This window comes from Yoonia sp. 67-2, assembly GCF_035117555.1.
Lineage (GTDB): Bacteria > Pseudomonadota > Alphaproteobacteria > Rhodobacterales > Rhodobacteraceae > Yoonia.
The window spans coordinates 22,141-39,825 of sequence record NZ_JAYKPK010000006.1 but is presented as its reverse complement, the minus strand read 5'-3'; the positions used below and the strand labels follow the sequence as shown (position 1 = coordinate 39,825).

The following is a 17,685-nucleotide window of genomic DNA, read 5'->3' as shown; positions in this document are numbered from 1 at the left end:
GAGCCCCCGTCGAGTGATCGGCGGGGGTTTTGCTTTGCGCAACCTTAAAGAAAAGTGCGGTCGCCATATAAACTTCAGGTTGAAACCATAGTTTTGCCGCGAAGCGATGGCAGGTATTTCCTGTAGTGGTTGAATGGTTGTCGAAATGTTGAATCTAAAGTCTTTTGTGCCGCTCTTTCTCGGTCTCATTCTGGGATCGGCCAATATGGCGCAGGCCGAGCAGAGCGGTGCTTTCTATGGCGGTATGGGCGTCAACAACGACGGCGCAGAGCTGCAGATCGATGACACCCCCTTTGTCCTTGGGGCCCTGTTTTTCCCTTCAACCCAGTCGGTCGTATTTGGGTTTGATATCGCGGGCGAGGGGGAAATGCTCGATTCCACCTTTGGATCAAACGCGCTGAAACAAGCCTATTCGTTCAACGCGGTACTTGGCGGAAATCTCTATTGGTCGGAAGACATGCGGACCGATCTGTCCGCGATTATCGGCTTTCGCGAATCTGTCAAAGATTGCCCGGATTCATTCATCGGATTTCAATGCTATGCCGACCGGGATCCGGAGACGGAATATGAACTGAACTATGGCGCGATGTTAACCATCACCTTTGACCATGCCCTGATTGGTCTGCGCGTCACCGAACAAAGCGCGCAGGCGCTGATCGGTATCAGTTTCTAAAGCTGGTTTTGGAGGCGGGTGCGGCTTGATCCTGACGATCATTGCGCACACGCCTGCCAAGGACATATCCTGTCAGCAGTGTTCCGCGCTGCTTTTGCCAATGTAAGTGTCGCGGGTGCGTTCAAAGGCTGCGATCAGGCGGCTGTCATTGCGGCAGATCTGCGCAATTTGCTTGGCAAAGAGATCCGCAGGCTGGCCGTAAAAGGCCTGTGCGGCGCGGTCAGCTTCGGTCGGGCGTTGTAGATTTTGCATCAATTCTCACTCCTCTGCTGGAAGTATCGGGGCGGATTGCGGTGATTTTGCGGTGAAAAAACGGTCATTCCGAAACAATCCTCGCTGCGTCGGCTCCGCTGTTTTATCCCCAGCTATAATTAAAGCTGACGCTGATGCGCTCTTCTTCCTCGGCCATGTTCATGGGGACCTCGTGGCGCAGCCAGCTTTCCCATAACAAGACATCACCCACTGCGGGGGCGACATAGACAAACTGCCGCAAAGCCTCGCGCGCGGTTTTCAGGCGGGGCGGGGCGGCCATCATCATGGGAAGGCGCGGGTCTTCAAATTTGATCGCGCTGGCCCCATCGGGCATGGCGACATAGGTCGTGCCGCTGATCACCGAATGCGGATGGATATGGCCAGTATGGATCCCGCCGGGTGGCAGGATGTTGATCCATATATCTTCCAGCTTCAGCGCTTTGTCACCAAGATCGAAATCCAGATCCTTGGCAAAACCCGCGACATGCTTGTCCAGCACTTTGACCAGATCCTTGAAGATCGGGAACCGCCAGGGCAAGTCGGTCAGCGAGGCGTAAGAGGTGTATCCGGGATAACCCTGTTCCTCGCACCATTGTTGCCCGGCCTCATCATCATCGGCGATGACAAGGCAGGAGTTTTCCAATTCCGCCGTATTGATCGCGCCATGGGCGGAAAGTTTGGCGTGATAAAGCTGTGTGGCGAAGAGCAATTTTATATCTGTCATCCGACTGTCATATCCACTTTATGCGCGACGGTATAGTGCAGCTTGGCACAGTCCCTGTGCTTTGCGCAAAGCACTGTGCCGCAAGGGGTTGCTTTATTGGGGCAGGGGGGCTAAACGGCGCACTTCTACCCCCACTCCATCGGGAATCGGGTAACGCTTTGCGCGGCCTGCCGGTGATGTTGACAAAGGAAAATGGCATGAACGCCAATGAACTGCGGGATAAAACGCCCGATCAGCTTCGTGATGAGCTGGTGAAACTGAAAAAAGAATCGTTCAACCTGCGCTTTCAGCAGGCAACTGGCCAGTTGGAAAATACTGCTGGTTTCCGCGCTGCACGTCGCAATGCTGCACGCGTCAAAACAATTCTGAACGAAAAGGCCGCTGCTGCGGCTTCGGAGGCTTAAGAGAATGCCTAAGCGTATCCTTCAAGGTGTTGTCACAAGCAACCAGAACGCACAGACCGTGACTGTATCGGTCGAACGTCGCTTCAAGCACCCTTTGCTGCAAAAAACCGTCCGTAAGTCCAAGAAATACCGGGCGCACGACGAAAACAACACATTCAACGTGGGCGATTCTGTCCGCATCCAGGAATGTGCGCCAAAATCGAAAACCAAACGCTGGGAGGTTATTGCTTCTTAAGCAGTAACTTTTCGGTTCAACGAAACCCTGGGGCTCCGGTCGGAAATCGGAAATTCCCCAAAGGTCGGAAGGAAACCAAATGATCCAGATGCAGACCAATCTGGATGTAGCTGACAACAGCGGCGCTCGCCGTGTTCAGTGCATCAAGGTTCTGGGTGGTTCCCACCGCCGTTACGCAAGTGTCGGTGACATTATTGTCGTATCGGTGAAGGAAGCCATTCCTCGTGGTCGCGTAAAGAAAGGTGACGTCCGTAAGGCCGTCGTCGTGCGCACCGCCAAAGAAGTGTTCCGCGAAGATGGCACCGCCATCCGCTTTGACAGCAATGCTGCTGTCATCCTCAACAACAACAACGAGCCTATCGGCACCCGTATCTTCGGGCCAGTTGTTCGCGAGCTGCGCGCAAAGAACTTTATGAAAATCATCTCACTCGCTCCGGAGGTGCTGTAACCATGGCTGCGAAACTCCGTAAAGGCGACGACGTGATCGTTCTTGCCGGCAAAGACAAAGGCATGAAGGGCACGATTGCTGCCGTTGATCCCAAGTCCGGCAAAGCCGTTGTTGAAGGTATCAACATGGCGATCCGTCACCAGAAACAATCCCAGACCAGCCAGGGTGGCCGCACGCCAAAAGCGATGCCGATCCAGCTGTCGAACCTGGCGATCGTTGACAAAAACGGCAAACCGACCCGCGTTGGTTTCCGTATCGAAGGCGAAAACAAAGTGCGCTTCGCCAAGACAACAGGGGATGTGATCTGATGCTTGACGCTGCAAACTACACCCCCCGCCTGAAGGCTGATTATGTTTCCCGCATTCGCGCTGCGATGAAGGAAGAATTCGGCTATAAAAACGAAATGCAGATCCCGCGTCTGGACAAGATCGTCCTGAACATCGGTTGTGGCGCAGAAGCTGTCCGTGACAGCAAGAAAGCCAAATCCGCACAGGAAGATCTGACAACCATCGCCGGGCAGAAAGCATTGACCACGGTTGCCAAGAAATCCATCGCGGGTTTCCGGGTTCGTGAAGACATGCCGCTGGGCGCCAAGGTCACGCTGCGCGGCGACCGGATGTATGAATTCCTTGATCGTCTGATCACGGTTGCCATGCCCCGTATCCGCGACTTTCGTGGTGTTTCTGGTAAGTCCTTTGACGGTCGCGGCAATTATGCCACTGGCCTGAAAGAACATATCGTGTTTCCCGAAATCAACTTCGACAAAGTCGATGAGATGTGGGGAATGGACATCGTTATCTGCACCACAGCGCAAACCGACGCTGAAGCAAAGGCATTGTTGAAGCTCTTCAACATGCCATTCAACAGCTAAGCGTTAGGGAGATTTGACAAATGGCTAAGAAATCCATGATCGAGCGCCAGAAAAAGCGCGAAAAGCTGGTGGCACAATTCGCTACACGGCGTGCGGCGTTGAAGGCAATCATCAACGACCAGTCCAAGCCCGTGGAAGAGCGGTTCAAGGCGACTCTGCAGCTTGCAGAATTGCCGCGCAATTCCTCGGCTGTGCGGTTGCACAACCGTTGCCAGCTCACCGGGCGTCCACACGCCTATTACCGCAAACTCAAGATCAGCCGGATCGCGCTGCGGAACCTTGGTTCCAATGGCGAAATTCCCGGTATGGTCAAGTCGAGCTGGTAAGGAGAATTTGATATGAACGATCCTATCGGTGATATGCTGACACGCATCCGCAACGGTCAGATGCGCGGCAAGGCTTCGGTGGAGACACCGGCGTCGAAACTGCGCGCTTGGGTGTTGGATGTGCTGGTCGCAGAAGGCTACATCCGCGGCTACGACAAGAAGGATGGCAAAGATGGCCACCCTGCATTCAATGTCGAGCTGAAATATTACGAAGGCACTCCAGTCATTCGCGAAGTGAAGCGGGTCTCTAAACCCGGTCGTCGCGTTTACCTGGGTGCCAATGACCTGCCTTCCGTCCGTCAGGGCCTGGGCGTGTCGATTGTCTCCACCTCCAAAGGTGTGATGACGGACGCAAATGCACGGGCGGCCAAAATTGGCGGCGAAGTGCTCTGCACAGTGTTCTAAGGGGAAAACATGTCTCGTATTGGTAAAAAACCGGTTGAGCTACCCTCTGGCGTCACTGCGTCGGTGTCTGGTCAAACCGTTGAAGTCAAAGGCCCAAAGGGCACCCGCACGTTCAAAGCGACAGACGATGTCACCATCAAAGTAGATGGCAATATCGTCAGCATCACACCACGTGGCACGTCCAAACGGGCGCGGCAGCAGTGGGGCATGTCGCGCAGCCAGGTCGAAAACCTGGTGACCGGCGTGACCACTGGTTTCAAGAAAGAGCTTGAGATCAGCGGTGTGGGGTATCGTGCCACGATGCAGGGCAACACCCTGAAACTGGCATTGGGTTACAGCCACGATGTGAACTTTGAAGTGCCGGAGGGCGTCACCGTGACAGCCCCGAAGCAGACAGAGATCACTGTGGAAGGGATCGACCAGCAGCTTGTGGGTCAGGTCGCGGCGAATATCCGCGAATGGCGCAAGCCCGAGCCGTATAAAGGCAAGGGTATCAAGTACAAAGGCGAATTCATCTTCCGCAAAGAAGGCAAGAAGAAGTAAAGGACGCACAGATGGCAAACAGCAAAAGAGCACTGTTTCTGAAACGCCGTATGCGCGTTCGGAACAAACTGCGGGGCATCACTGCCAACCAGGGACGCGCGCGTCTTTCGGTTCACCGCAGCAACAAAAACATCAGCGTCCAGCTGATCGACGATGTGAATGGTGTGACGCTTGCGTCGGCATCCTCGCTCGAAAAAGATCTGGGCGTTGTCGGCAAGAACAATGTCGAGGCCGCGGCCAAGGTCGGTGCTGCAATCGCAGAACGCGCCAAGGCGGCTGGTGTCGAGCAGGCTTATTTCGACCGTGGCGGTTTTCTGTTCCACGGCAAGATCAAAGCCCTTGCCGAAGCAGCCCGCGAAGGTGGGTTGAAGATCTAAAGACGTGCGGCGGGGTGAACCCCGCCCTACGCAGGCCGAGGCTTGCCCCGGCTGCAATTCCAAACAGTAGGTCGGGGTTCATCCCGGTCTCGATGATCCGGCTTCGACCGCGATTGGACAACGCCCTCGGGCAATAACACAAGGACGCCACCTATGGCAGAACGTGATAACAACCGTGGCGGCAACCGCCGTCCCCGTGAAGAACAAACACCCGAGTTTGCCGACCGTCTGGTCGCGATCAACCGCGTGTCCAAGACCGTCAAAGGTGGTAAGCGTTTCGGCTTTGCCGCGCTTGTCGTTGTTGGTGATCAAAAAGGCCGCGTCGGTTTCGGCAAAGGCAAAGCAAAAGAAGTCCCCGAGGCGATCCGCAAGGCGACTGAACAGGCGAAACGCCAGATGATCCGCGTCGCCCTGCGCGACGGCCGCACCTTGCACCACGACATCGAAGGCCGCCATGGCGCAGGCCGTGTTGTGATGCGTACAGCCCCTGCCGGTACCGGGATCATCGCCGGTGGTCCAATGCGTGCCGTGTTCGAAATGCTGGGTGTGCAGGACGTCGTGTCCAAATCCATCGGGTCGCAGAACCCTTACAACATGATCCGCGCCACGATGGACGGCCTGCAAAAAGAGCAGTCACCGCGCAACGTGGCTCAGCGTCGCGGCAAGAAAGTCGCCGACATCCTGCCCAAGCGTGATGACGCGCCTGAAGCATCCGCCCAAGTCGTCGAGGAGGCTTAAACCATGGCAAAAACTATCGTTGTGAAACAGATCGGTTCCCCGATCCGTCGCCCCGAAAATCAGCGTGCCACGCTGATCGGTCTGGGCCTGAATAAAATGAACCGCACCCGCGAGCTGGAAGACACACCTTCCGTGCGCGGCATGGTCAACAGCATCCCACACCTCGTCGAGATCATCGAAGAGCGCGGGTAAGTTTTTGTAGGGTGGATCACGATCCACCCTACGGAATGAGAAACGCCTCCGGGAAACCGGGGGCGTTTTTTGTTTGTGATATCGCTAAATGCCAGCCATCAGGACGTCGACTGCGCGGGTGATGAGGTCGCCTTGGTCGCCCATACTGCCGCTGCGGGTCAGGCTGGATCGTCGCACAGACGCAATCAACCGTGTCGCCAGGATCAGCCGCTTGCCGTTGTGCTGAAATTCGGGGTTCAGGTGCTGCACTGCCGGATAGTTTGCGAGCAGGGGAATGACGACAATAGATGTATCAGGCGGCAGCAGGTCGCTTTCGACGACGACCATGAAAACACCATTATACTGCGCAACATCAAAACGCCTCAGGGTTTCCATGATGTTCCGCCCGGCGCCGTCATAATATCGGCAAGCGGGTGGCCATGACGCGCGTGCCAATCCGACTGGGCTGCAAAGGTCTTGGCGTTGTCCGCAAGCCATTTCTCGCGACGCGCGTCTGCGACGGCTTTGATAAGCGCAGTCTCGGCAACAGCGGAAACGTTGATCTCAAGCTCTTTCGCGGCGGCAAGTGCCGCGCTGTCGAGTGTCAGGGAGGTCTTGCGCTTTGCTGCGGCTACCATATTAGGTCATGCTCCATTTTATACCGTCAAGATATACCGCAATTCTGCATGAGGCAAGCGGGCTGGCTGACGCCTCCCGCAAACCCCGCAACCTTCCTTGACCAACCGAACCCTCGCGTTTATACGCCGCAAGTCGGCACCATTGGGCCGACTCGATTTTAACGCCGTGTTTGGCCGCTCCCGTCGCTGGGGGCCAGTTCCGGCAAAAGGAGAAGCGACATGAAACTGAATGAACTTTCCGACAACCCAGGCGCCACCCAGCGTAAGAAACGCATTGGTCGTGGCCCAGGCTCCGGCATGGGTAAAACCGGTGGCCGTGGTATCAAGGGTCAGAAATCGCGGTCCGGCGTGGCGATCAAAGGCTATGAAGGCGGCCAGATGCCGCTCTACCAGCGTCTGCCAAAGCGTGGCTTCAACAAGCCGAACCGCAAGGCATTCTCGGTCGTCAATCTGGGCCTGATCCAGAAATTCATCGACGAAGGCAAGATCGACATCAAGAACGACATCACCGAAGATGCGCTGATCGCCTCCGGTCTGGTGCGTCGCAAGAAAGACGGTATCCGCGTTCTGGCCAAAGGTGAATTCACCTCCAAGGCGACGATCAGCGTGACCGGCGCGTCGCAGGGTGCGGTGGATGCGGTTGCCAAGGCTGGCGGCACATTGACCGTCGCAACAACACCGGCAGCGGCAGAGTAACGCCTTGTGAGCGGCCCCCGGGTCGCTTACATGTGCTCTCGTGTTTTTCCCAAACGCCGCTGATCGGGGAACCGTTCAGCGGCGTTTATCATGAAAAGAGACCCTTATGGCTTCTGCAGCAGAGCAAATGGCAGCCAACGTCAGTTGGAGCGCCTTCGGCAAAGCAACTGAACTTCGCCAACGCATTCTATTCACGATTGGCCTGTTGATGATCTACCGTCTGGGGACATTCATCCCTGTGCCGGGCATCGACGGGATCGCCTTGCAGCAATTCATGGATGATGCGCAGGCCGGGATCGGTGGCATCCTGTCGATGTTTACCGGTGGTGCGCTGTCGCGGATGGCGATCTTCACGCTGGGAATCATGCCATATATCTCTGCCTCGATCGTGATGCAGTTGCTGGGGTCGATGTGGGAGCCGCTGAAAAACCTCAAGAAAGAGGGAGAAGCAGGCCGCCGCAAGCTGAACCAATATACCCGCTATGGCACCGTGGTGCTGGCGACGGCGCAGGCTTACGGCCTTGCGGTCAGCCTTGAGGCAGGTGGCCTCGCCTCTGACCCGGGCTTCTTTTTCCGTGCGTCTTGTGTGATCACCATCGTCGGCGGCACCATGTTCCTGATGTGGCTGGGTGAGCAGATCACCGCGCGCGGCATCGGTAACGGCATTTCGCTGATCATCTTTGTTGGGATCATCGCGGAAATCCCCGCCGCCCTTGCACAATTCCTTAGCCAAGGCCGGTCAGGTGCGATCAGCCCGTTCGTGATCATTGGGATATTGCTGATGGTGATTGTCGTGCTGACCTTCGTGGTCTTCATGGAACGGTCCCTGCGTAAGATCCATATCCAATACCCCCGCCAGCAGCGCGGCATGAAGGTCTATGACGGATCATCCAGCCACCTGCCGATCAAGGTGAACCCCGCCGGTGTGATCCCCGCGATCTTTGCCTCTGCCCTGTTGCTGCTGCCGACCACGATCAGCACCTTCAGTGGCGGGTCCAGCGGGCCGGTCATGTCGACCATTCTGGCGCTGTTTGGCCCCGGTCAGCCGCTTTATCTGATATTCTTTGGTGGCATGATTGTCTTCTTCACCTATTTCTATACCCGTGAAGTCGCATTCAAAACCGAAGACGTCGCCGAGAATCTGAAAAACCAGAATGGCTTTGTCCCCGGCATCCGTCCCGGCAAACGGACCGAGGAATATCTGGATTACGTCGTGAACCGCATTCTGGTGCTTGGTTCGGGCTATCTGGCTTTGGTCGCTTTGCTGCCGGAAATCATCCGCGCTGAACTTTCGATCCCGTTTTACTTCGGCGGCACATCGGTGCTGATCATCGTGTCGGTCGGGATGGATACGATCCAGCAGATCCAATCGCATCTGGTCGCGCATCAATATGAAGGCCTGATCGAGAAATCGCAATTGCGCGGCAAGCGCAGCACGACCAAGAAAAAAGGGCCGTCGCGTCGATGAATATCATACTTTTGGGACCACCCGGCGCGGGCAAAGGGACACAGGCCCGCCGGTTGGTGGACGAACGCAACATGGTGCAGCTGAGCACCGGCGACATGCTGCGCGCCGCACGCACCAGCGGCACAGAGATGGGGCGCAAAGTTGCCGAGGTTATGGATCGGGGTGAACTGGTTACAGATGCGATTGTCATCGGCCTGATCCGCGAACAACTTCTTGCCGGTGGCGAACATGGCGGGTTCATTTTTGATGGCTTCCCCCGCACGTTGGCGCAGGCAGATGCTTTGGGCGATCTGCTGACAGAAATTGGCGCAACGCTTGATCATGTGATCGAATTGCAGGTCAATGATGAGGTGCTCATCGAACGTGTTCTCGGGCGTGCGGCGGAATCTGTTGCGGCTGGCGGACAGGCACGTGCCGACGACAACGTGGAAAGCCTCAAGACCCGCCTTCTGGCCTATTACAAGCAGACCAGCCCTTTGGTCGGGTATTATTACGCCAAGGGTGATCTGAAAACGGTGGATGGTCTGGCCAGTATGGACGATGTTGCGCAAAGCATTGCGGATGCGATAGCTTAAGCCGCCGCTGGCTCTTGACGCTCCTTGCATTGCCCCCTAAACAGCGCCATCCCGCAAGGGAATCAATGCGCGTGTTTGGGGTCGCCCCCCTGATATCGCGAAACACCTGATATGACGCAGCCCGGCGCCTTTTGGTCCGGGCTTCCGTTGTGAAAAAAGGGTCTGGCATCACGGACCCGCAACGAAAAGGAACTGCACACGTGGCACGTATTGCCGGCGTAAACATCCCGACTGCAAAGCGGGTACCGATCGCCTTGACTTATATCACTGGTATTGGCCCAGCCATTGCCGAACAAATCTGCGAAGCAACGAATATCGACCGCGCCCGTCGCGTGAACGATCTGTCGGATGCAGAAATCCTGACAATCCGCGAATTCATCGACGCCAACCTGACCGTCGAAGGTGACCTGCGTCGTGAGACACAGATGAACATCAAGCGCCTGATGGACCTTGGCTGCTACCGTGGTCTGCGCCACCGTCGCAACCTGCCGGTGCGCGGTCAGCGGACCCACACCAACGCTCGCACACGCAAGGGTCCTGCAAAGGCCATTGCTGGTAAGAAGAAGTAAGGGGACCTGACAGATGGCACGCGATACAAAACGCACCAAAAAGAAGGTCTCCAAGAACATCGCCGCTGGCGTTGCTCATGTGAATTCTTCGTTCAACAACACCAAGATCCTGATTTCTGACGTGCAGGGCAATGCGATCGCATGGTCGTCCGCTGGCACGATGGGTTTCAAAGGGTCGCGGAAATCGACACCTTACGCAGCCCAGATGGCTGCGGAAGATGCAGGCAAGAAAGCACAGGACCACGGCGTTAAAACGCTGGAAGTCGAAGTGCAGGGTCCCGGTTCCGGCCGTGAATCCGCATTGCGCGCGCTGGCTGCTGCCGGGTTCAACATCACATCGATCCGTGACGTGACCCCGATGGCGCATAACGGCTGCCGTCCGCCAAAACGCCGCCGCGTCTAAACCACACGAAACGCGCTGGGGTCGTGCATGTTTTTGCGCGGCCCCAATCCGTTATTTTGAAACCTCGGGCGTTTGCCTTTTTGGACATGAAGGCAAACAAGGATGGAGGGACATATGATCCACAAAAACTGGGCTGAGTTGATCAAGCCGACACAGCTGGACGTCAAGCCGGGCAATGACCCGATGCGTCAAGCAACAGTCGTCGCAGAACCGCTGGAGCGTGGCTTTGGCCTGACTTTGGGCAATGCTCTGCGCCGCATTCTGATGTCGTCGCTGCAAGGTGCCGCGATCACCGCTGTGCAGATCGACAATGTGCTGCATGAATTTTCATCCGTGTCGGGTGTGCGTGAAGACGTCACCGACATCGTGCTGAACCTCAAAGGCGTCGCCATCCGTATGGAAGTCGAAGGGCCAAAGCGTCTCTCCGTTCAGGCCAAAGGCCCGGGCGTCGTGACGGCTGCCGATATTTCGGAAACCGCCGGCATCGAGATTTTGAACAAGGACCATGTGATCTGCCACCTTGATGATGGTGCCGATCTGTACATGGAACTGACAGTCAACACGGGCAAAGGCTACGTCGCCGCTGACAAGAACAAGCCAGAAGATGCGCCCATCGGCATGATCGCCATCGACGCGATCTATTCGCCAGTGAAAAAAGTGTCTTATGACGTGCAGCCGACCCGCGAAGGTCAGGTGCTGGATTACGACAAGCTGACGATGAAGGTCGAAACCGATGGTTCGCTGTCGCCTGATGATGCTGTGGCCTATGCCGCGCGTATTTTGCAGGACCAGCTGTCGATCTTCGTGAACTTTGATGAGCCTGAATCAGCTTCGGCTGGTGCGGACGATGACGGGCTGGAATTCAACCCACTGCTGCTCAAGAAAGTGGACGAGCTGGAACTGTCGGTCCGTTCGGCAAATTGCCTCAAGAACGACAACATTGTTTATATCGGCGATCTGATCCAGAAAACCGAAGCAGAAATGCTGCGCACCCCGAACTTTGGCCGCAAATCCTTGAACGAGATCAAGGAAGTGTTGTCAGGCATGGGTCTGCACCTCGGCATGGATGTCGAGGATTGGCCGCCGGACAATATCGAAGATCTGGCCAAGAAATTCGAAGATCAGTTTTAATTGATCCGCAAAATGACGAGGCCCCGGAGCAAGTCCGGGGCTGCGTCACCCCGAAATGCCCACCTCGGTGGGGAAGACCCTGGGCAATCCTGCCCCAATAATACGGCTGGCACGCATCAGACCGTTGGACAAAGTATAAACCTTTAGGAGACTTCAAATGCGTCACGCAAGCGGTTACCGCAAACTGAACCGGACCCATGAACATCGCAAAGCGATGTTTGCCAACATGGCAGGGGCCCTGATCGAACACGAACAGATCAAAACAACGCTGCCCAAGGCCAAAGAACTGCGCCGCATCGTTGAAAAGCTGGTCACGTTGGGCAAGCGCGGCGATCTGCACGCCCGCCGTCAGGCCGATGCCCAGCTTAAGCAAGACATTCACACAGCCAAGCTGTTTGAAATCATCGGCCCACGCTACGCCGAACGTCAGGGCGGTTATGTCCGCATCATGAAAGCCGGTTTCCGTTATGGCGACATGGCACCGATGGCGATCATCGAATTCGTGGACCGCGACGTGAATGCCAAGGGTGCGGCTGACAAGGCCCGTCTGGCCGAGTTCGAGGCGATGGAGGATTAATTTCCCCGCCACGCACTGATTTTTGCAAAGCCCTGCCAGATTGGCGGGGCTTTCGCTTTTTCATGGAAAGCCTATCATCACGCCATGCCTGACCTGTTCGACAGCGCCCCCGACAAGACCCCCGCAGGCCCGCGCCCGCTGGCGGATCGTTTGCGGCCAAAGCGGCTGTCAGAGGTGATCGGCCAGCAACAGGTGCTTGGCCCGGATGCGCCGCTTGGCACGATGCTGGCGTCGGGGTCATTGTCATCGCTGATCTTCTGGGGTCCGCCCGGTGTCGGCAAGACAACCATCGCGCGCCTGCTCGCCGATGAAACCGATCTGCATTTCGTCCAGATATCTGCGATCTTCACCGGCGTGCCGGAATTGCGCAAGGTTTTTGAGGCCGCGAAGATGCGTCGCCAGAACGGCAAAGGCACGCTGTTGTTCGTCGATGAAATCCACCGCTTCAACAAGGCGCAGCAGGACGGCTTTCTGCCCTATATGGAGGATGGCACGATCCTGTTGGTCGGGGCCACGACGGAGAACCCCAGTTTTGAATTGAACGCCGCTTTGCTCAGCCGGTCACAGGTGTTCATCCTGACACGCCTGACGCTGACCGACCTCGAACTACTGGCGCAACGGGCGGAACAGGAACTAGGCCGGGCCTTGCCGCTTGACGGCAACGCGCGCGAGGCCTTGCTGGACATGGCCGATGGTGATGGTCGTGCGCTGTTGAACCTGATCGAACAGGTCACGGCATGGAAAACCGATGCCAAACTGACCCGCGATGATCTGACCAAACGTCTGATGAAACGCGCGGTGAAATACGACAAATCGGGTGATGAACATTACAACCTGATCTCTGCCCTGCATAAATCCGTGCGCGGGTCGGACCCGGATGCCGCCCTTTACTGGTTCGCGCGGATGCTGGCGGGGGGCGAAGACCCGCGCTACCTTGCCCGCCGGATCACGCGGATGGCGGTAGAGGATATCGGGCTGGCCGATCCGCAGGCGCAGGCAGTCTGTCTGCAATCGTGGGAGACCTATGAACGGCTGGGATCGCCCGAGGGGGAATTGGCGCTGGCGCAGGCGGTGACCTATCTCGCGCTCGCGCCCAAATCCAACGCCGCCTATGTCGCCTACAAGGCGGCAGTCGCCGCGGCCAAACAGACCGGGTCGGAACCGCCACCATCCCATATCTTGAACGCGCCCACCAAGCTGATGAAAGAACAGGGGTTCGGCGCGGGCTATGCCTATGACCATGATGCCGAGGATGGATTCAGCGGCCAGAATTATTTCCCCGAAACCATGAAACGTGGTATTTACTATCTGCCGGTGGATCGCGGCTTTGAACGTGAACTCAAGAAACGTGTCGATTTCTTTGCCGGATTGCGCGCCAAGCGGGGCAAGAATTGACATCCCCGCGCCAAAAGGCCAAGGCAAAGCCATGATGACACCTGTGATCTCTGTCGCACTTGGGGGCGCTTTCGGCTCTGTGCTGCGCTATCTTCTGGGCAGCGCCTTGGGCTTTCCGGTGGGCACCTTGGTGATCAACGTATTGGGGTCATTTGCCATAGGGCTGGTCTGGGTGCTGCTTGCCGCGCGCGGGTTGCAGCATTGGCTGCCCTTCGTGATGACCGGCCTTCTGGGTGGTTTTACAACATTTTCAGCCTTCTCGCTCGACACCATCCGCTTGGTCGAGACTGGGCGCATCACCGCAGCGGGCCTTTATGTGCTGGCTTCGGTGATCTTATCAATTGCGGCCTGCGGATTGGGCCTGTGGCTTGCCAAAGGAATAACAACATGAGCGGTGTACACACGCGGGTCATCGGCCCGGATGATGGCGATCAGCGGCTGGACCGCTATCTGCGGCGGCTGTTTCCGCATCTGACCCAAGGGCGCATCGAAAAGATGTGCCGCAAGGGTGAATTGCGCGTCGATGGCGGGCGGGTGAAAACCAGCACGCGGCTGGAAGTCGGCCAGAAAATCCGCATCCCGCCACTGCCGACAGAGGAAGAGGCAGCAGCAGCTGCGTCATTGGCCCGCCACGGCGTGACCAAGGCGGATGCCAAGCTGATCCAGTCCTGCGTGATCTATAAGGATGAGCATATCATCGCGATCAACAAACCGCATGGTCTGGCCACACAAGGCGGCACCAACACCACCCGCCATGTCGATGGCATGGCCGAGGCTTTGATGTTCGATTACGACGAAAAGCCGCGACTGGTGCATCGGTTGGACCGCGATACCTCCGGTGTCTTGCTGTTGGCACGCACGCGGATGATGGCCAAGCAATTGACCGAGAACCTCAAACACCGCGAGACGCGCAAGATTTACTGGGCCGCAGTCGCCGGTGTGCCGCATCCGCGGGCAGGCACGATTAAATACGGGCTGGTCAAGGCCCCCGGCCATGGCAAAGGCGGCGAGAATGAAAAGATGCGCTGCGTGCATCCCAATGACATCGCCAGCACCGAAGGCGCAAAGCGCGCGACCTCCGATTATGCCGTGATGGATACGCTGGCCAGCCGTGCCGCTTGGTGCGCGCTGGTGCCGATCACTGGGCGGACGCATCAGCTGCGCGCGCATATGGCCGAGATCGGGCATCCGATTATCGGTGATGGTAAGTATGGCGGATCGGGTCAGGAAAACCTTGGCGACGGCTGGGGTGCCAGCATGGGCAGCGAGATCGGGCGCAAGATGCATCTGCACGCGCGCAGCCTGACCATCGAACACCCGGCCACCGGCAAAATCCTGCATCTGACGGCGCCGTTGCCAGAGCATATGCAGAACACTTGGGATTTCGTTGGCTGGATCGTCGGCCATGCCCCGGTTGATCCGTTCAATATGCCCGATGAGTGATCTGCGCCTCGTGATTTTCGACGTCGACGGCACGCTGGTCGATAGTCAGGCCGAGATTGTGGCCGCAATGACCACGGCCTTCACATCCGAGGACTTGGTGGTCCCGGACCGTGGGCGCATCTTGTCCATTGTCGGCCTGTCGCTGGATGTTGCGGTCGCCCGGCTTTGCCCCGATCTGGCGATTGGGCAACAGGGGCGTGTCGTGCAAGCCTATAAGGACAGCTATATGGCTTTGCGCGGTGCCGATGGGAAGGGTGAGCAAAGCCCACTTTACCCCGGCGCGCGTGACGTGCTGGATCATCTGGCAGGGCAGGACAATACCTTGCTCGCCATCGCGACGGGTAAATCCCGGCGCGGGCTGGATAAGATACTGGAAAAGCACGGGCTGCAGAACCTGTTCCACAGCGAACAGGTGGCCGATGATCACCCGTCCAAACCGAACCCATCAATGATCCTGACAGCGCTCAATGACACCGGCACCTATGCAAGCGCGGCGGTGATGATCGGCGACACCACCTTTGACATGGATATGGGCCGGGCCGCTGGCGTGCGGACCATCGGCGTATCATGGGGCTATCATGACGCAGTCACCTTGCGCCCCGATCTGCTGATCGACAGCTTCTCCGATCTGATCCCCGCCATTGACCAACTGACCGGACCCAAGACATGAGCGACTGGAAACCCAAACGATTCTGGCAAGCCGCCACGGCGCAACCTTGCGATGGCGGTTTCACCGTCACGCTCGACGGTCGCGCGGTGAAAACCCCCGCCAAGGCCTTGCTGGTGGTGCCGACGATGCCGATGGCCGAGGCGATTGCACTGGAATGGGATGCGCAGACGGGTCTGGTTGACCCCCGCACCATGCCCGTCACCCGCAGCGCCAATGCCGCGATTGACAAGGTCCGCAGCCAGCGGGCCGAGGTGATCGCACTGCTGGCGGAATATGGTGACAGTGATCTGTTATGCTATCGCGCGGCAACGCCAGACGGGCTGGTCGCAAAGCAGGCGCAACATTGGGACCCGTTGCTCGACTGGGCCGCGCGCGAACTGGACGCGCCTTTGGCCGTGGGGCAGGGGGTCATGCATGTCACGCAGCCCCCCGAAAGCCTTGCGACATTACAGCGCGCATTGGAAGCCTTCGACGACTTTGCGCTGGCCGCCGCGCATGACCTGATCAGCCTGTCGGGATCGCTGGTGCTGGCTCTGGCCGTAACCCGTCAGTACCTGCTTGCGGCACAGGCCTGGGACATTTCGCGTGTCGATGAAGACTGGCAGATCGCCCAATGGGGCCTGGATGAAGAAGCTGCCGCCGCCACGGCGGTCAAACGTGACGCCTTCCTGCATGCGGAAAGAGTGTTTCACCTTTCGCGGGCGTAAACCGGCAGAGCACGGATCTGTGCATTTGGCCTGAAGGTTGCCTAATTTCAAAGCATTTGCCCGTAAATCCATGCGGGTTTTGCTTGACCTGATGGCGTTTCATCGGACAGTCTAGGCAAACTTACATCAGGGCTTGGCCCTTGTGGGAGTTGCCGTCGTAAAGCGGCGGAATAAAAATTGGCTGCCGCTCTGTGTGGCAGAAACTCAGGAAGAGGTTAAAATGACAAAAACCGTATTTATCGGCGCGCTGGCCGTGGCTGGCTTGACCGCTGGCATCGCATCCGCCGCGACGCTTGATGACGTCGTCGAGCGCGGAACACTGCGGTGCGGCTCGAACGAAGGTTTGGCCGGCTTTGCCGCACCCGATGCCAATGGCGTCTGGGAAGGTTTCGACGTGGCCCTGTGCCGTGCCATTGCTGCCGCTGTTCTGGGCGACGGCCAGTCCGTGGAATTCGTGCCACTGACCAGCCAGACCCGTTTCACCGCGCTGGCTGCTGGCGAAGTTGACGTTCTGGTCCGCAACTCCACCTGGACCTTCACACGCGATACCGACCTTGCGCTCGATTTCCCCGGCATCAACTATTACGATGGTCAGGGCTTCATGGTGCCAAGCGCGCTGGGTGTTTCCTCGGCAGCTGAACTCGATGGCGCGACCGTCTGTATCCAGACCGGCACCACGACCGAACTGAACCTGGCCGATTATTTCCGCGCCAATGGCATCAGCTATGAGCCGGTTCCAGTTGCCACCAACGCCGAAGGTCAGCAGCAGTACCTTGCAGGTGCCTGTGACGTTTACACCACCGATATCTCTGGTCTGGCCGCGACACGCGCCACATTCGAGGCTCCCGGTGACCACATCATCCTGCCGGAAGTCGTCTCCAAAGAACCACTGGGCCCCGCAGTGCGCCACGGTGACGCAGAATGGGGCGACATCGTCCGTTGGACACTTCATGCGCTGATCGCGGCCGAAGAATATGGCGTGACGATGGAAAACGTGGCTGAAATGGCTGCTGCACCCACCGACAATCCAGAGGTCAACCGCCTGCTGGGCACCGAAGGTGAACTGGGCGCGATGATCGGTCTGGAAAACGATTGGGCTGTCCGTGCGATTTCCGTTGCCGGTAACTACGGTGAAATCTTTGAAGCCAATATCGGTGAATCCACCGCCGTTGGTCTGGCGCGCGGTCTGAACGCACAATGGACCGAAGGTGGTCTGATGTACGGTGGGCCGTTCCGCTAAGCTCTG

Annotated in this window: 29 protein-coding genes; 25 read left to right on the top strand and 4 right to left on the bottom strand. The window is 57.6% G+C overall.

All coding sequences use genetic code 11. The features are described 5' to 3' along the window. The first annotated feature begins 145 nt into the window (after window positions 1-145). On the top strand, window positions 146-673 hold the full coding sequence (locus tag VOY09_RS11125) for a hypothetical protein (protein WP_322895931.1): 528 nt from the start codon (window positions 146-148) through the stop codon (window positions 671-673). A 72-nt stretch (window positions 674-745) separates the two neighbouring features. On the opposite strand, the gene VOY09_RS11120 is transcribed toward VOY09_RS11125, so the two are convergent. Together VOY09_RS11120 and VOY09_RS11115 are read right to left on the bottom strand one after the other, a co-directional pair. Then, complete coding sequence (locus VOY09_RS11120) at window positions 746-925, bottom strand: hypothetical protein (protein WP_322895930.1); 180 nt, start codon at window positions 923-925, stop codon at window positions 746-748. A 103-nt stretch (window positions 926-1,028) separates the two neighbouring features. Next, a complete protein-coding gene (locus tag VOY09_RS11115; protein ID WP_322895928.1) occupies window positions 1,029-1,649 on the bottom strand; it encodes a TIGR02466 family protein in 621 nt (206 codons plus the stop codon). 197 nt (window positions 1,650-1,846) lie between these two features. Between VOY09_RS11115 and rpmC the strand changes: the two genes are divergently transcribed. The 11 genes from rpmC (at window position 1,847) to rpmD (ending at window position 6,188) form a co-directional block, all read left to right on the top strand. After that, window positions 1,847-2,053, top strand: a complete 207-nt coding sequence (gene rpmC, locus VOY09_RS11110) for a 50S ribosomal protein L29 (protein WP_322895926.1) — start codon at window positions 1,847-1,849, stop codon at window positions 2,051-2,053. A 4-nt stretch (window positions 2,054-2,057) separates the two neighbouring features. Beyond that, window positions 2,058-2,288 (top strand): 30S ribosomal protein S17, encoded by a 231-nt coding sequence (gene rpsQ, locus VOY09_RS11105; protein WP_322895924.1) that lies wholly within the window; start codon window positions 2,058-2,060, stop codon window positions 2,286-2,288. 79 nt (window positions 2,289-2,367) lie between these two features. Next, window positions 2,368-2,736 carry a 50S ribosomal protein L14 gene (gene rplN / locus VOY09_RS11100; RefSeq protein WP_019953318.1) on the top strand — a complete coding sequence of 123 codons (369 nt, stop codon included), beginning with the start codon at window positions 2,368-2,370 and terminating at the stop codon, window positions 2,734-2,736. Window positions 2,737-2,738: 2 nt separating this feature from the next. Further along, window positions 2,739-3,044 (top strand): 50S ribosomal protein L24, encoded by a 306-nt coding sequence (gene rplX, locus VOY09_RS11095; protein ID WP_322895922.1) that lies wholly within the window; start codon window positions 2,739-2,741, stop codon window positions 3,042-3,044. Beyond that, complete coding sequence (gene rplE / locus VOY09_RS11090; RefSeq protein ID WP_322895921.1) at window positions 3,044-3,607, top strand: 50S ribosomal protein L5; 564 nt, start codon at window positions 3,044-3,046, stop codon at window positions 3,605-3,607. Before rplX ends, rplE begins: the two co-directional genes overlap by 1 nt. Before the next feature lie 20 nt (window positions 3,608-3,627). Beyond that, window positions 3,628-3,933, top strand: coding sequence for a 30S ribosomal protein S14 (gene rpsN, locus VOY09_RS11085; RefSeq protein WP_322895919.1), 306 nt, complete (start codon window positions 3,628-3,630; stop codon window positions 3,931-3,933). A gap of 12 nt (window positions 3,934-3,945) precedes the next feature. After that, the gene (rpsH, locus tag VOY09_RS11080; protein WP_322895917.1) at window positions 3,946-4,338 is read left to right on the top strand and encodes a 30S ribosomal protein S8; all 393 of its coding nucleotides are present in this window, start codon (window positions 3,946-3,948) and stop codon (window positions 4,336-4,338) included. Between the two features lie 9 nt (window positions 4,339-4,347). Then, on the top strand, window positions 4,348-4,881 hold the full coding sequence (gene rplF, locus VOY09_RS11075; protein WP_322895915.1) for a 50S ribosomal protein L6: 534 nt from the start codon (window positions 4,348-4,350) through the stop codon (window positions 4,879-4,881). Between the two features lie 11 nt (window positions 4,882-4,892). Beyond that, window positions 4,893-5,258 (top strand): 50S ribosomal protein L18, encoded by a 366-nt coding sequence (gene rplR / locus VOY09_RS11070; RefSeq protein ID WP_322895913.1) that lies wholly within the window; start codon window positions 4,893-4,895, stop codon window positions 5,256-5,258. Between the two features lie 153 nt (window positions 5,259-5,411). Beyond that, entirely contained in the window at window positions 5,412-5,996 is a 585-nt protein-coding gene (gene rpsE / locus VOY09_RS11065) for a 30S ribosomal protein S5 (RefSeq protein ID WP_322895911.1), read from the top strand. Between the two features lie 3 nt (window positions 5,997-5,999). Next, window positions 6,000-6,188, top strand: coding sequence for a 50S ribosomal protein L30 (rpmD, locus tag VOY09_RS11060; protein WP_322895909.1), 189 nt, complete (start codon window positions 6,000-6,002; stop codon window positions 6,186-6,188). Window positions 6,189-6,272: 84 nt separating this feature from the next. On the opposite strand, the gene VOY09_RS11055 is transcribed toward rpmD, so the two are convergent. Continuing rightward, window positions 6,273-6,563 carry a CcdB family protein gene (locus VOY09_RS11055; RefSeq protein WP_322895907.1) on the bottom strand — a complete coding sequence of 97 codons (291 nt, stop codon included), beginning with the start codon at window positions 6,561-6,563 and terminating at the stop codon, window positions 6,273-6,275. After that, window positions 6,551-6,805 carry a type II toxin-antitoxin system CcdA family antitoxin gene (locus VOY09_RS11050; RefSeq protein WP_322895905.1) on the bottom strand — a complete coding sequence of 85 codons (255 nt, stop codon included), beginning with the start codon at window positions 6,803-6,805 and terminating at the stop codon, window positions 6,551-6,553. The genes VOY09_RS11055 and VOY09_RS11050 overlap by 13 nt, the downstream gene beginning before the upstream one ends. A gap of 219 nt (window positions 6,806-7,024) precedes the next feature. Here VOY09_RS11050 and rplO point away from each other — a divergent pair, with 219 nt between their 5' ends. The 13 genes from rplO (at window position 7,025) to VOY09_RS10985 (ending at window position 17,679) form a co-directional block, all read left to right on the top strand. Beyond that, window positions 7,025-7,501: a 50S ribosomal protein L15 gene (rplO, locus tag VOY09_RS11045; RefSeq protein ID WP_322895903.1), complete on the top strand. Its 477-nt coding sequence runs from the start codon at window positions 7,025-7,027 to the stop codon at window positions 7,499-7,501. Window positions 7,502-7,607: 106 nt separating this feature from the next. After that, the gene (gene secY, locus VOY09_RS11040) at window positions 7,608-8,969 is read left to right on the top strand and encodes a preprotein translocase subunit SecY (RefSeq protein WP_322895901.1); all 1,362 of its coding nucleotides are present in this window, start codon (window positions 7,608-7,610) and stop codon (window positions 8,967-8,969) included. Then, the gene (locus tag VOY09_RS11035) at window positions 8,966-9,544 is read left to right on the top strand and encodes an adenylate kinase (RefSeq protein WP_322895899.1); all 579 of its coding nucleotides are present in this window, start codon (window positions 8,966-8,968) and stop codon (window positions 9,542-9,544) included. The genes secY and VOY09_RS11035 overlap by 4 nt, the downstream gene beginning before the upstream one ends. Window positions 9,545-9,744: 200 nt before the next feature. Continuing rightward, window positions 9,745-10,113 carry a 30S ribosomal protein S13 gene (rpsM, locus tag VOY09_RS11030; protein ID WP_040482983.1) on the top strand — a complete coding sequence of 123 codons (369 nt, stop codon included), beginning with the start codon at window positions 9,745-9,747 and terminating at the stop codon, window positions 10,111-10,113. A gap of 13 nt (window positions 10,114-10,126) precedes the next feature. Next, window positions 10,127-10,516: a 30S ribosomal protein S11 gene (rpsK, locus tag VOY09_RS11025; protein WP_007206630.1), complete on the top strand. Its 390-nt coding sequence runs from the start codon at window positions 10,127-10,129 to the stop codon at window positions 10,514-10,516. A 114-nt stretch (window positions 10,517-10,630) separates the two neighbouring features. Further along, complete coding sequence (locus VOY09_RS11020; protein WP_322895897.1) at window positions 10,631-11,647, top strand: DNA-directed RNA polymerase subunit alpha; 1,017 nt, start codon at window positions 10,631-10,633, stop codon at window positions 11,645-11,647. Window positions 11,648-11,804: 157 nt separating this feature from the next. After that, the gene (rplQ, locus tag VOY09_RS11015; protein ID WP_213395655.1) at window positions 11,805-12,224 is read left to right on the top strand and encodes a 50S ribosomal protein L17; all 420 of its coding nucleotides are present in this window, start codon (window positions 11,805-11,807) and stop codon (window positions 12,222-12,224) included. Window positions 12,225-12,308: 84 nt separating this feature from the next. Further along, complete coding sequence (locus VOY09_RS11010) at window positions 12,309-13,619, top strand: replication-associated recombination protein A (RefSeq protein WP_322895895.1); 1,311 nt, start codon at window positions 12,309-12,311, stop codon at window positions 13,617-13,619. A 31-nt stretch (window positions 13,620-13,650) separates the two neighbouring features. Further along, window positions 13,651-14,010 carry a fluoride efflux transporter CrcB gene (gene crcB, locus VOY09_RS11005; protein ID WP_322895893.1) on the top strand — a complete coding sequence of 120 codons (360 nt, stop codon included), beginning with the start codon at window positions 13,651-13,653 and terminating at the stop codon, window positions 14,008-14,010. After that, window positions 14,007-15,062 carry an RluA family pseudouridine synthase gene (locus VOY09_RS11000; RefSeq protein WP_322895891.1) on the top strand — a complete coding sequence of 352 codons (1,056 nt, stop codon included), beginning with the start codon at window positions 14,007-14,009 and terminating at the stop codon, window positions 15,060-15,062. Before crcB ends, VOY09_RS11000 begins: the two co-directional genes overlap by 4 nt. Continuing rightward, complete coding sequence (locus VOY09_RS10995; protein WP_322895889.1) at window positions 15,055-15,732, top strand: HAD-IA family hydrolase; 678 nt, start codon at window positions 15,055-15,057, stop codon at window positions 15,730-15,732. The genes VOY09_RS11000 and VOY09_RS10995 overlap by 8 nt, the downstream gene beginning before the upstream one ends. Then, complete coding sequence (locus VOY09_RS10990) at window positions 15,729-16,439, top strand: ATP12 family chaperone protein (protein WP_322895887.1); 711 nt, start codon at window positions 15,729-15,731, stop codon at window positions 16,437-16,439. The genes VOY09_RS10995 and VOY09_RS10990 overlap by 4 nt, the downstream gene beginning before the upstream one ends. Before the next feature lie 220 nt (window positions 16,440-16,659). Continuing rightward, window positions 16,660-17,679: an amino acid ABC transporter substrate-binding protein gene (locus tag VOY09_RS10985; protein WP_322895885.1), complete on the top strand. Its 1,020-nt coding sequence runs from the start codon at window positions 16,660-16,662 to the stop codon at window positions 17,677-17,679. The last annotated feature ends 6 nt before the right edge of the window (window positions 17,680-17,685 follow it).

Bases quoted from the DNA above. Each gene is read 5' to 3' on its own strand.
- VOY09_RS11125 (WP_322895931.1), top strand. From the start codon at position 146: ATGTTGAATCTAAAGTCTTTTGTGCCGCTCTTTCTCGGTCTCATTCTG.
- VOY09_RS11120 (WP_322895930.1), bottom strand. From the start codon at position 925: ATGCAAAATCTACAACGCCCGACCGAAGCTGACCGCGCCGCACAGGCC.
- VOY09_RS11115 (WP_322895928.1), bottom strand. From the start codon at position 1,649: ATGACAGATATAAAATTGCTCTTCGCCACACAGCTTTATCACGCCAAA.
- rpmC (WP_322895926.1), top strand. From the start codon at position 1,847: ATGAACGCCAATGAACTGCGGGATAAAACGCCCGATCAGCTTCGTGAT.
- rpsQ (WP_322895924.1), top strand. From the start codon at position 2,058: ATGCCTAAGCGTATCCTTCAAGGTGTTGTCACAAGCAACCAGAACGCA.
- rplN (WP_019953318.1), top strand. From the start codon at position 2,368: ATGATCCAGATGCAGACCAATCTGGATGTAGCTGACAACAGCGGCGCT.
- rplX (WP_322895922.1), top strand. From the start codon at position 2,739: ATGGCTGCGAAACTCCGTAAAGGCGACGACGTGATCGTTCTTGCCGGC.
- rplE (WP_322895921.1), top strand. From the start codon at position 3,044: ATGCTTGACGCTGCAAACTACACCCCCCGCCTGAAGGCTGATTATGTT.
- rpsN (WP_322895919.1), top strand. From the start codon at position 3,628: ATGGCTAAGAAATCCATGATCGAGCGCCAGAAAAAGCGCGAAAAGCTG.
- rpsH (WP_322895917.1), top strand. From the start codon at position 3,946: ATGAACGATCCTATCGGTGATATGCTGACACGCATCCGCAACGGTCAG.
- rplF (WP_322895915.1), top strand. From the start codon at position 4,348: ATGTCTCGTATTGGTAAAAAACCGGTTGAGCTACCCTCTGGCGTCACT.
- rplR (WP_322895913.1), top strand. From the start codon at position 4,893: ATGGCAAACAGCAAAAGAGCACTGTTTCTGAAACGCCGTATGCGCGTT.
- rpsE (WP_322895911.1), top strand. From the start codon at position 5,412: ATGGCAGAACGTGATAACAACCGTGGCGGCAACCGCCGTCCCCGTGAA.
- rpmD (WP_322895909.1), top strand. From the start codon at position 6,000: ATGGCAAAAACTATCGTTGTGAAACAGATCGGTTCCCCGATCCGTCGC.
- VOY09_RS11055 (WP_322895907.1), bottom strand. From the start codon at position 6,563: ATGGAAACCCTGAGGCGTTTTGATGTTGCGCAGTATAATGGTGTTTTC.
- VOY09_RS11050 (WP_322895905.1), bottom strand. From the start codon at position 6,805: ATGGTAGCCGCAGCAAAGCGCAAGACCTCCCTGACACTCGACAGCGCG.
- rplO (WP_322895903.1), top strand. From the start codon at position 7,025: ATGAAACTGAATGAACTTTCCGACAACCCAGGCGCCACCCAGCGTAAG.
- secY (WP_322895901.1), top strand. From the start codon at position 7,608: ATGGCTTCTGCAGCAGAGCAAATGGCAGCCAACGTCAGTTGGAGCGCC.
- VOY09_RS11035 (WP_322895899.1), top strand. From the start codon at position 8,966: ATGAATATCATACTTTTGGGACCACCCGGCGCGGGCAAAGGGACACAG.
- rpsK (WP_007206630.1), top strand. From the start codon at position 10,127: ATGGCACGCGATACAAAACGCACCAAAAAGAAGGTCTCCAAGAACATC.
- VOY09_RS11020 (WP_322895897.1), top strand. From the start codon at position 10,631: ATGATCCACAAAAACTGGGCTGAGTTGATCAAGCCGACACAGCTGGAC.
- rplQ (WP_213395655.1), top strand. From the start codon at position 11,805: ATGCGTCACGCAAGCGGTTACCGCAAACTGAACCGGACCCATGAACAT.
- VOY09_RS11010 (WP_322895895.1), top strand. From the start codon at position 12,309: ATGCCTGACCTGTTCGACAGCGCCCCCGACAAGACCCCCGCAGGCCCG.
- crcB (WP_322895893.1), top strand. From the start codon at position 13,651: ATGATGACACCTGTGATCTCTGTCGCACTTGGGGGCGCTTTCGGCTCT.
- VOY09_RS11000 (WP_322895891.1), top strand. From the start codon at position 14,007: ATGAGCGGTGTACACACGCGGGTCATCGGCCCGGATGATGGCGATCAG.
- VOY09_RS10995 (WP_322895889.1), top strand. From the start codon at position 15,055: ATGAGTGATCTGCGCCTCGTGATTTTCGACGTCGACGGCACGCTGGTC.
- VOY09_RS10990 (WP_322895887.1), top strand. From the start codon at position 15,729: ATGAGCGACTGGAAACCCAAACGATTCTGGCAAGCCGCCACGGCGCAA.
- VOY09_RS10985 (WP_322895885.1), top strand. From the start codon at position 16,660: ATGACAAAAACCGTATTTATCGGCGCGCTGGCCGTGGCTGGCTTGACC.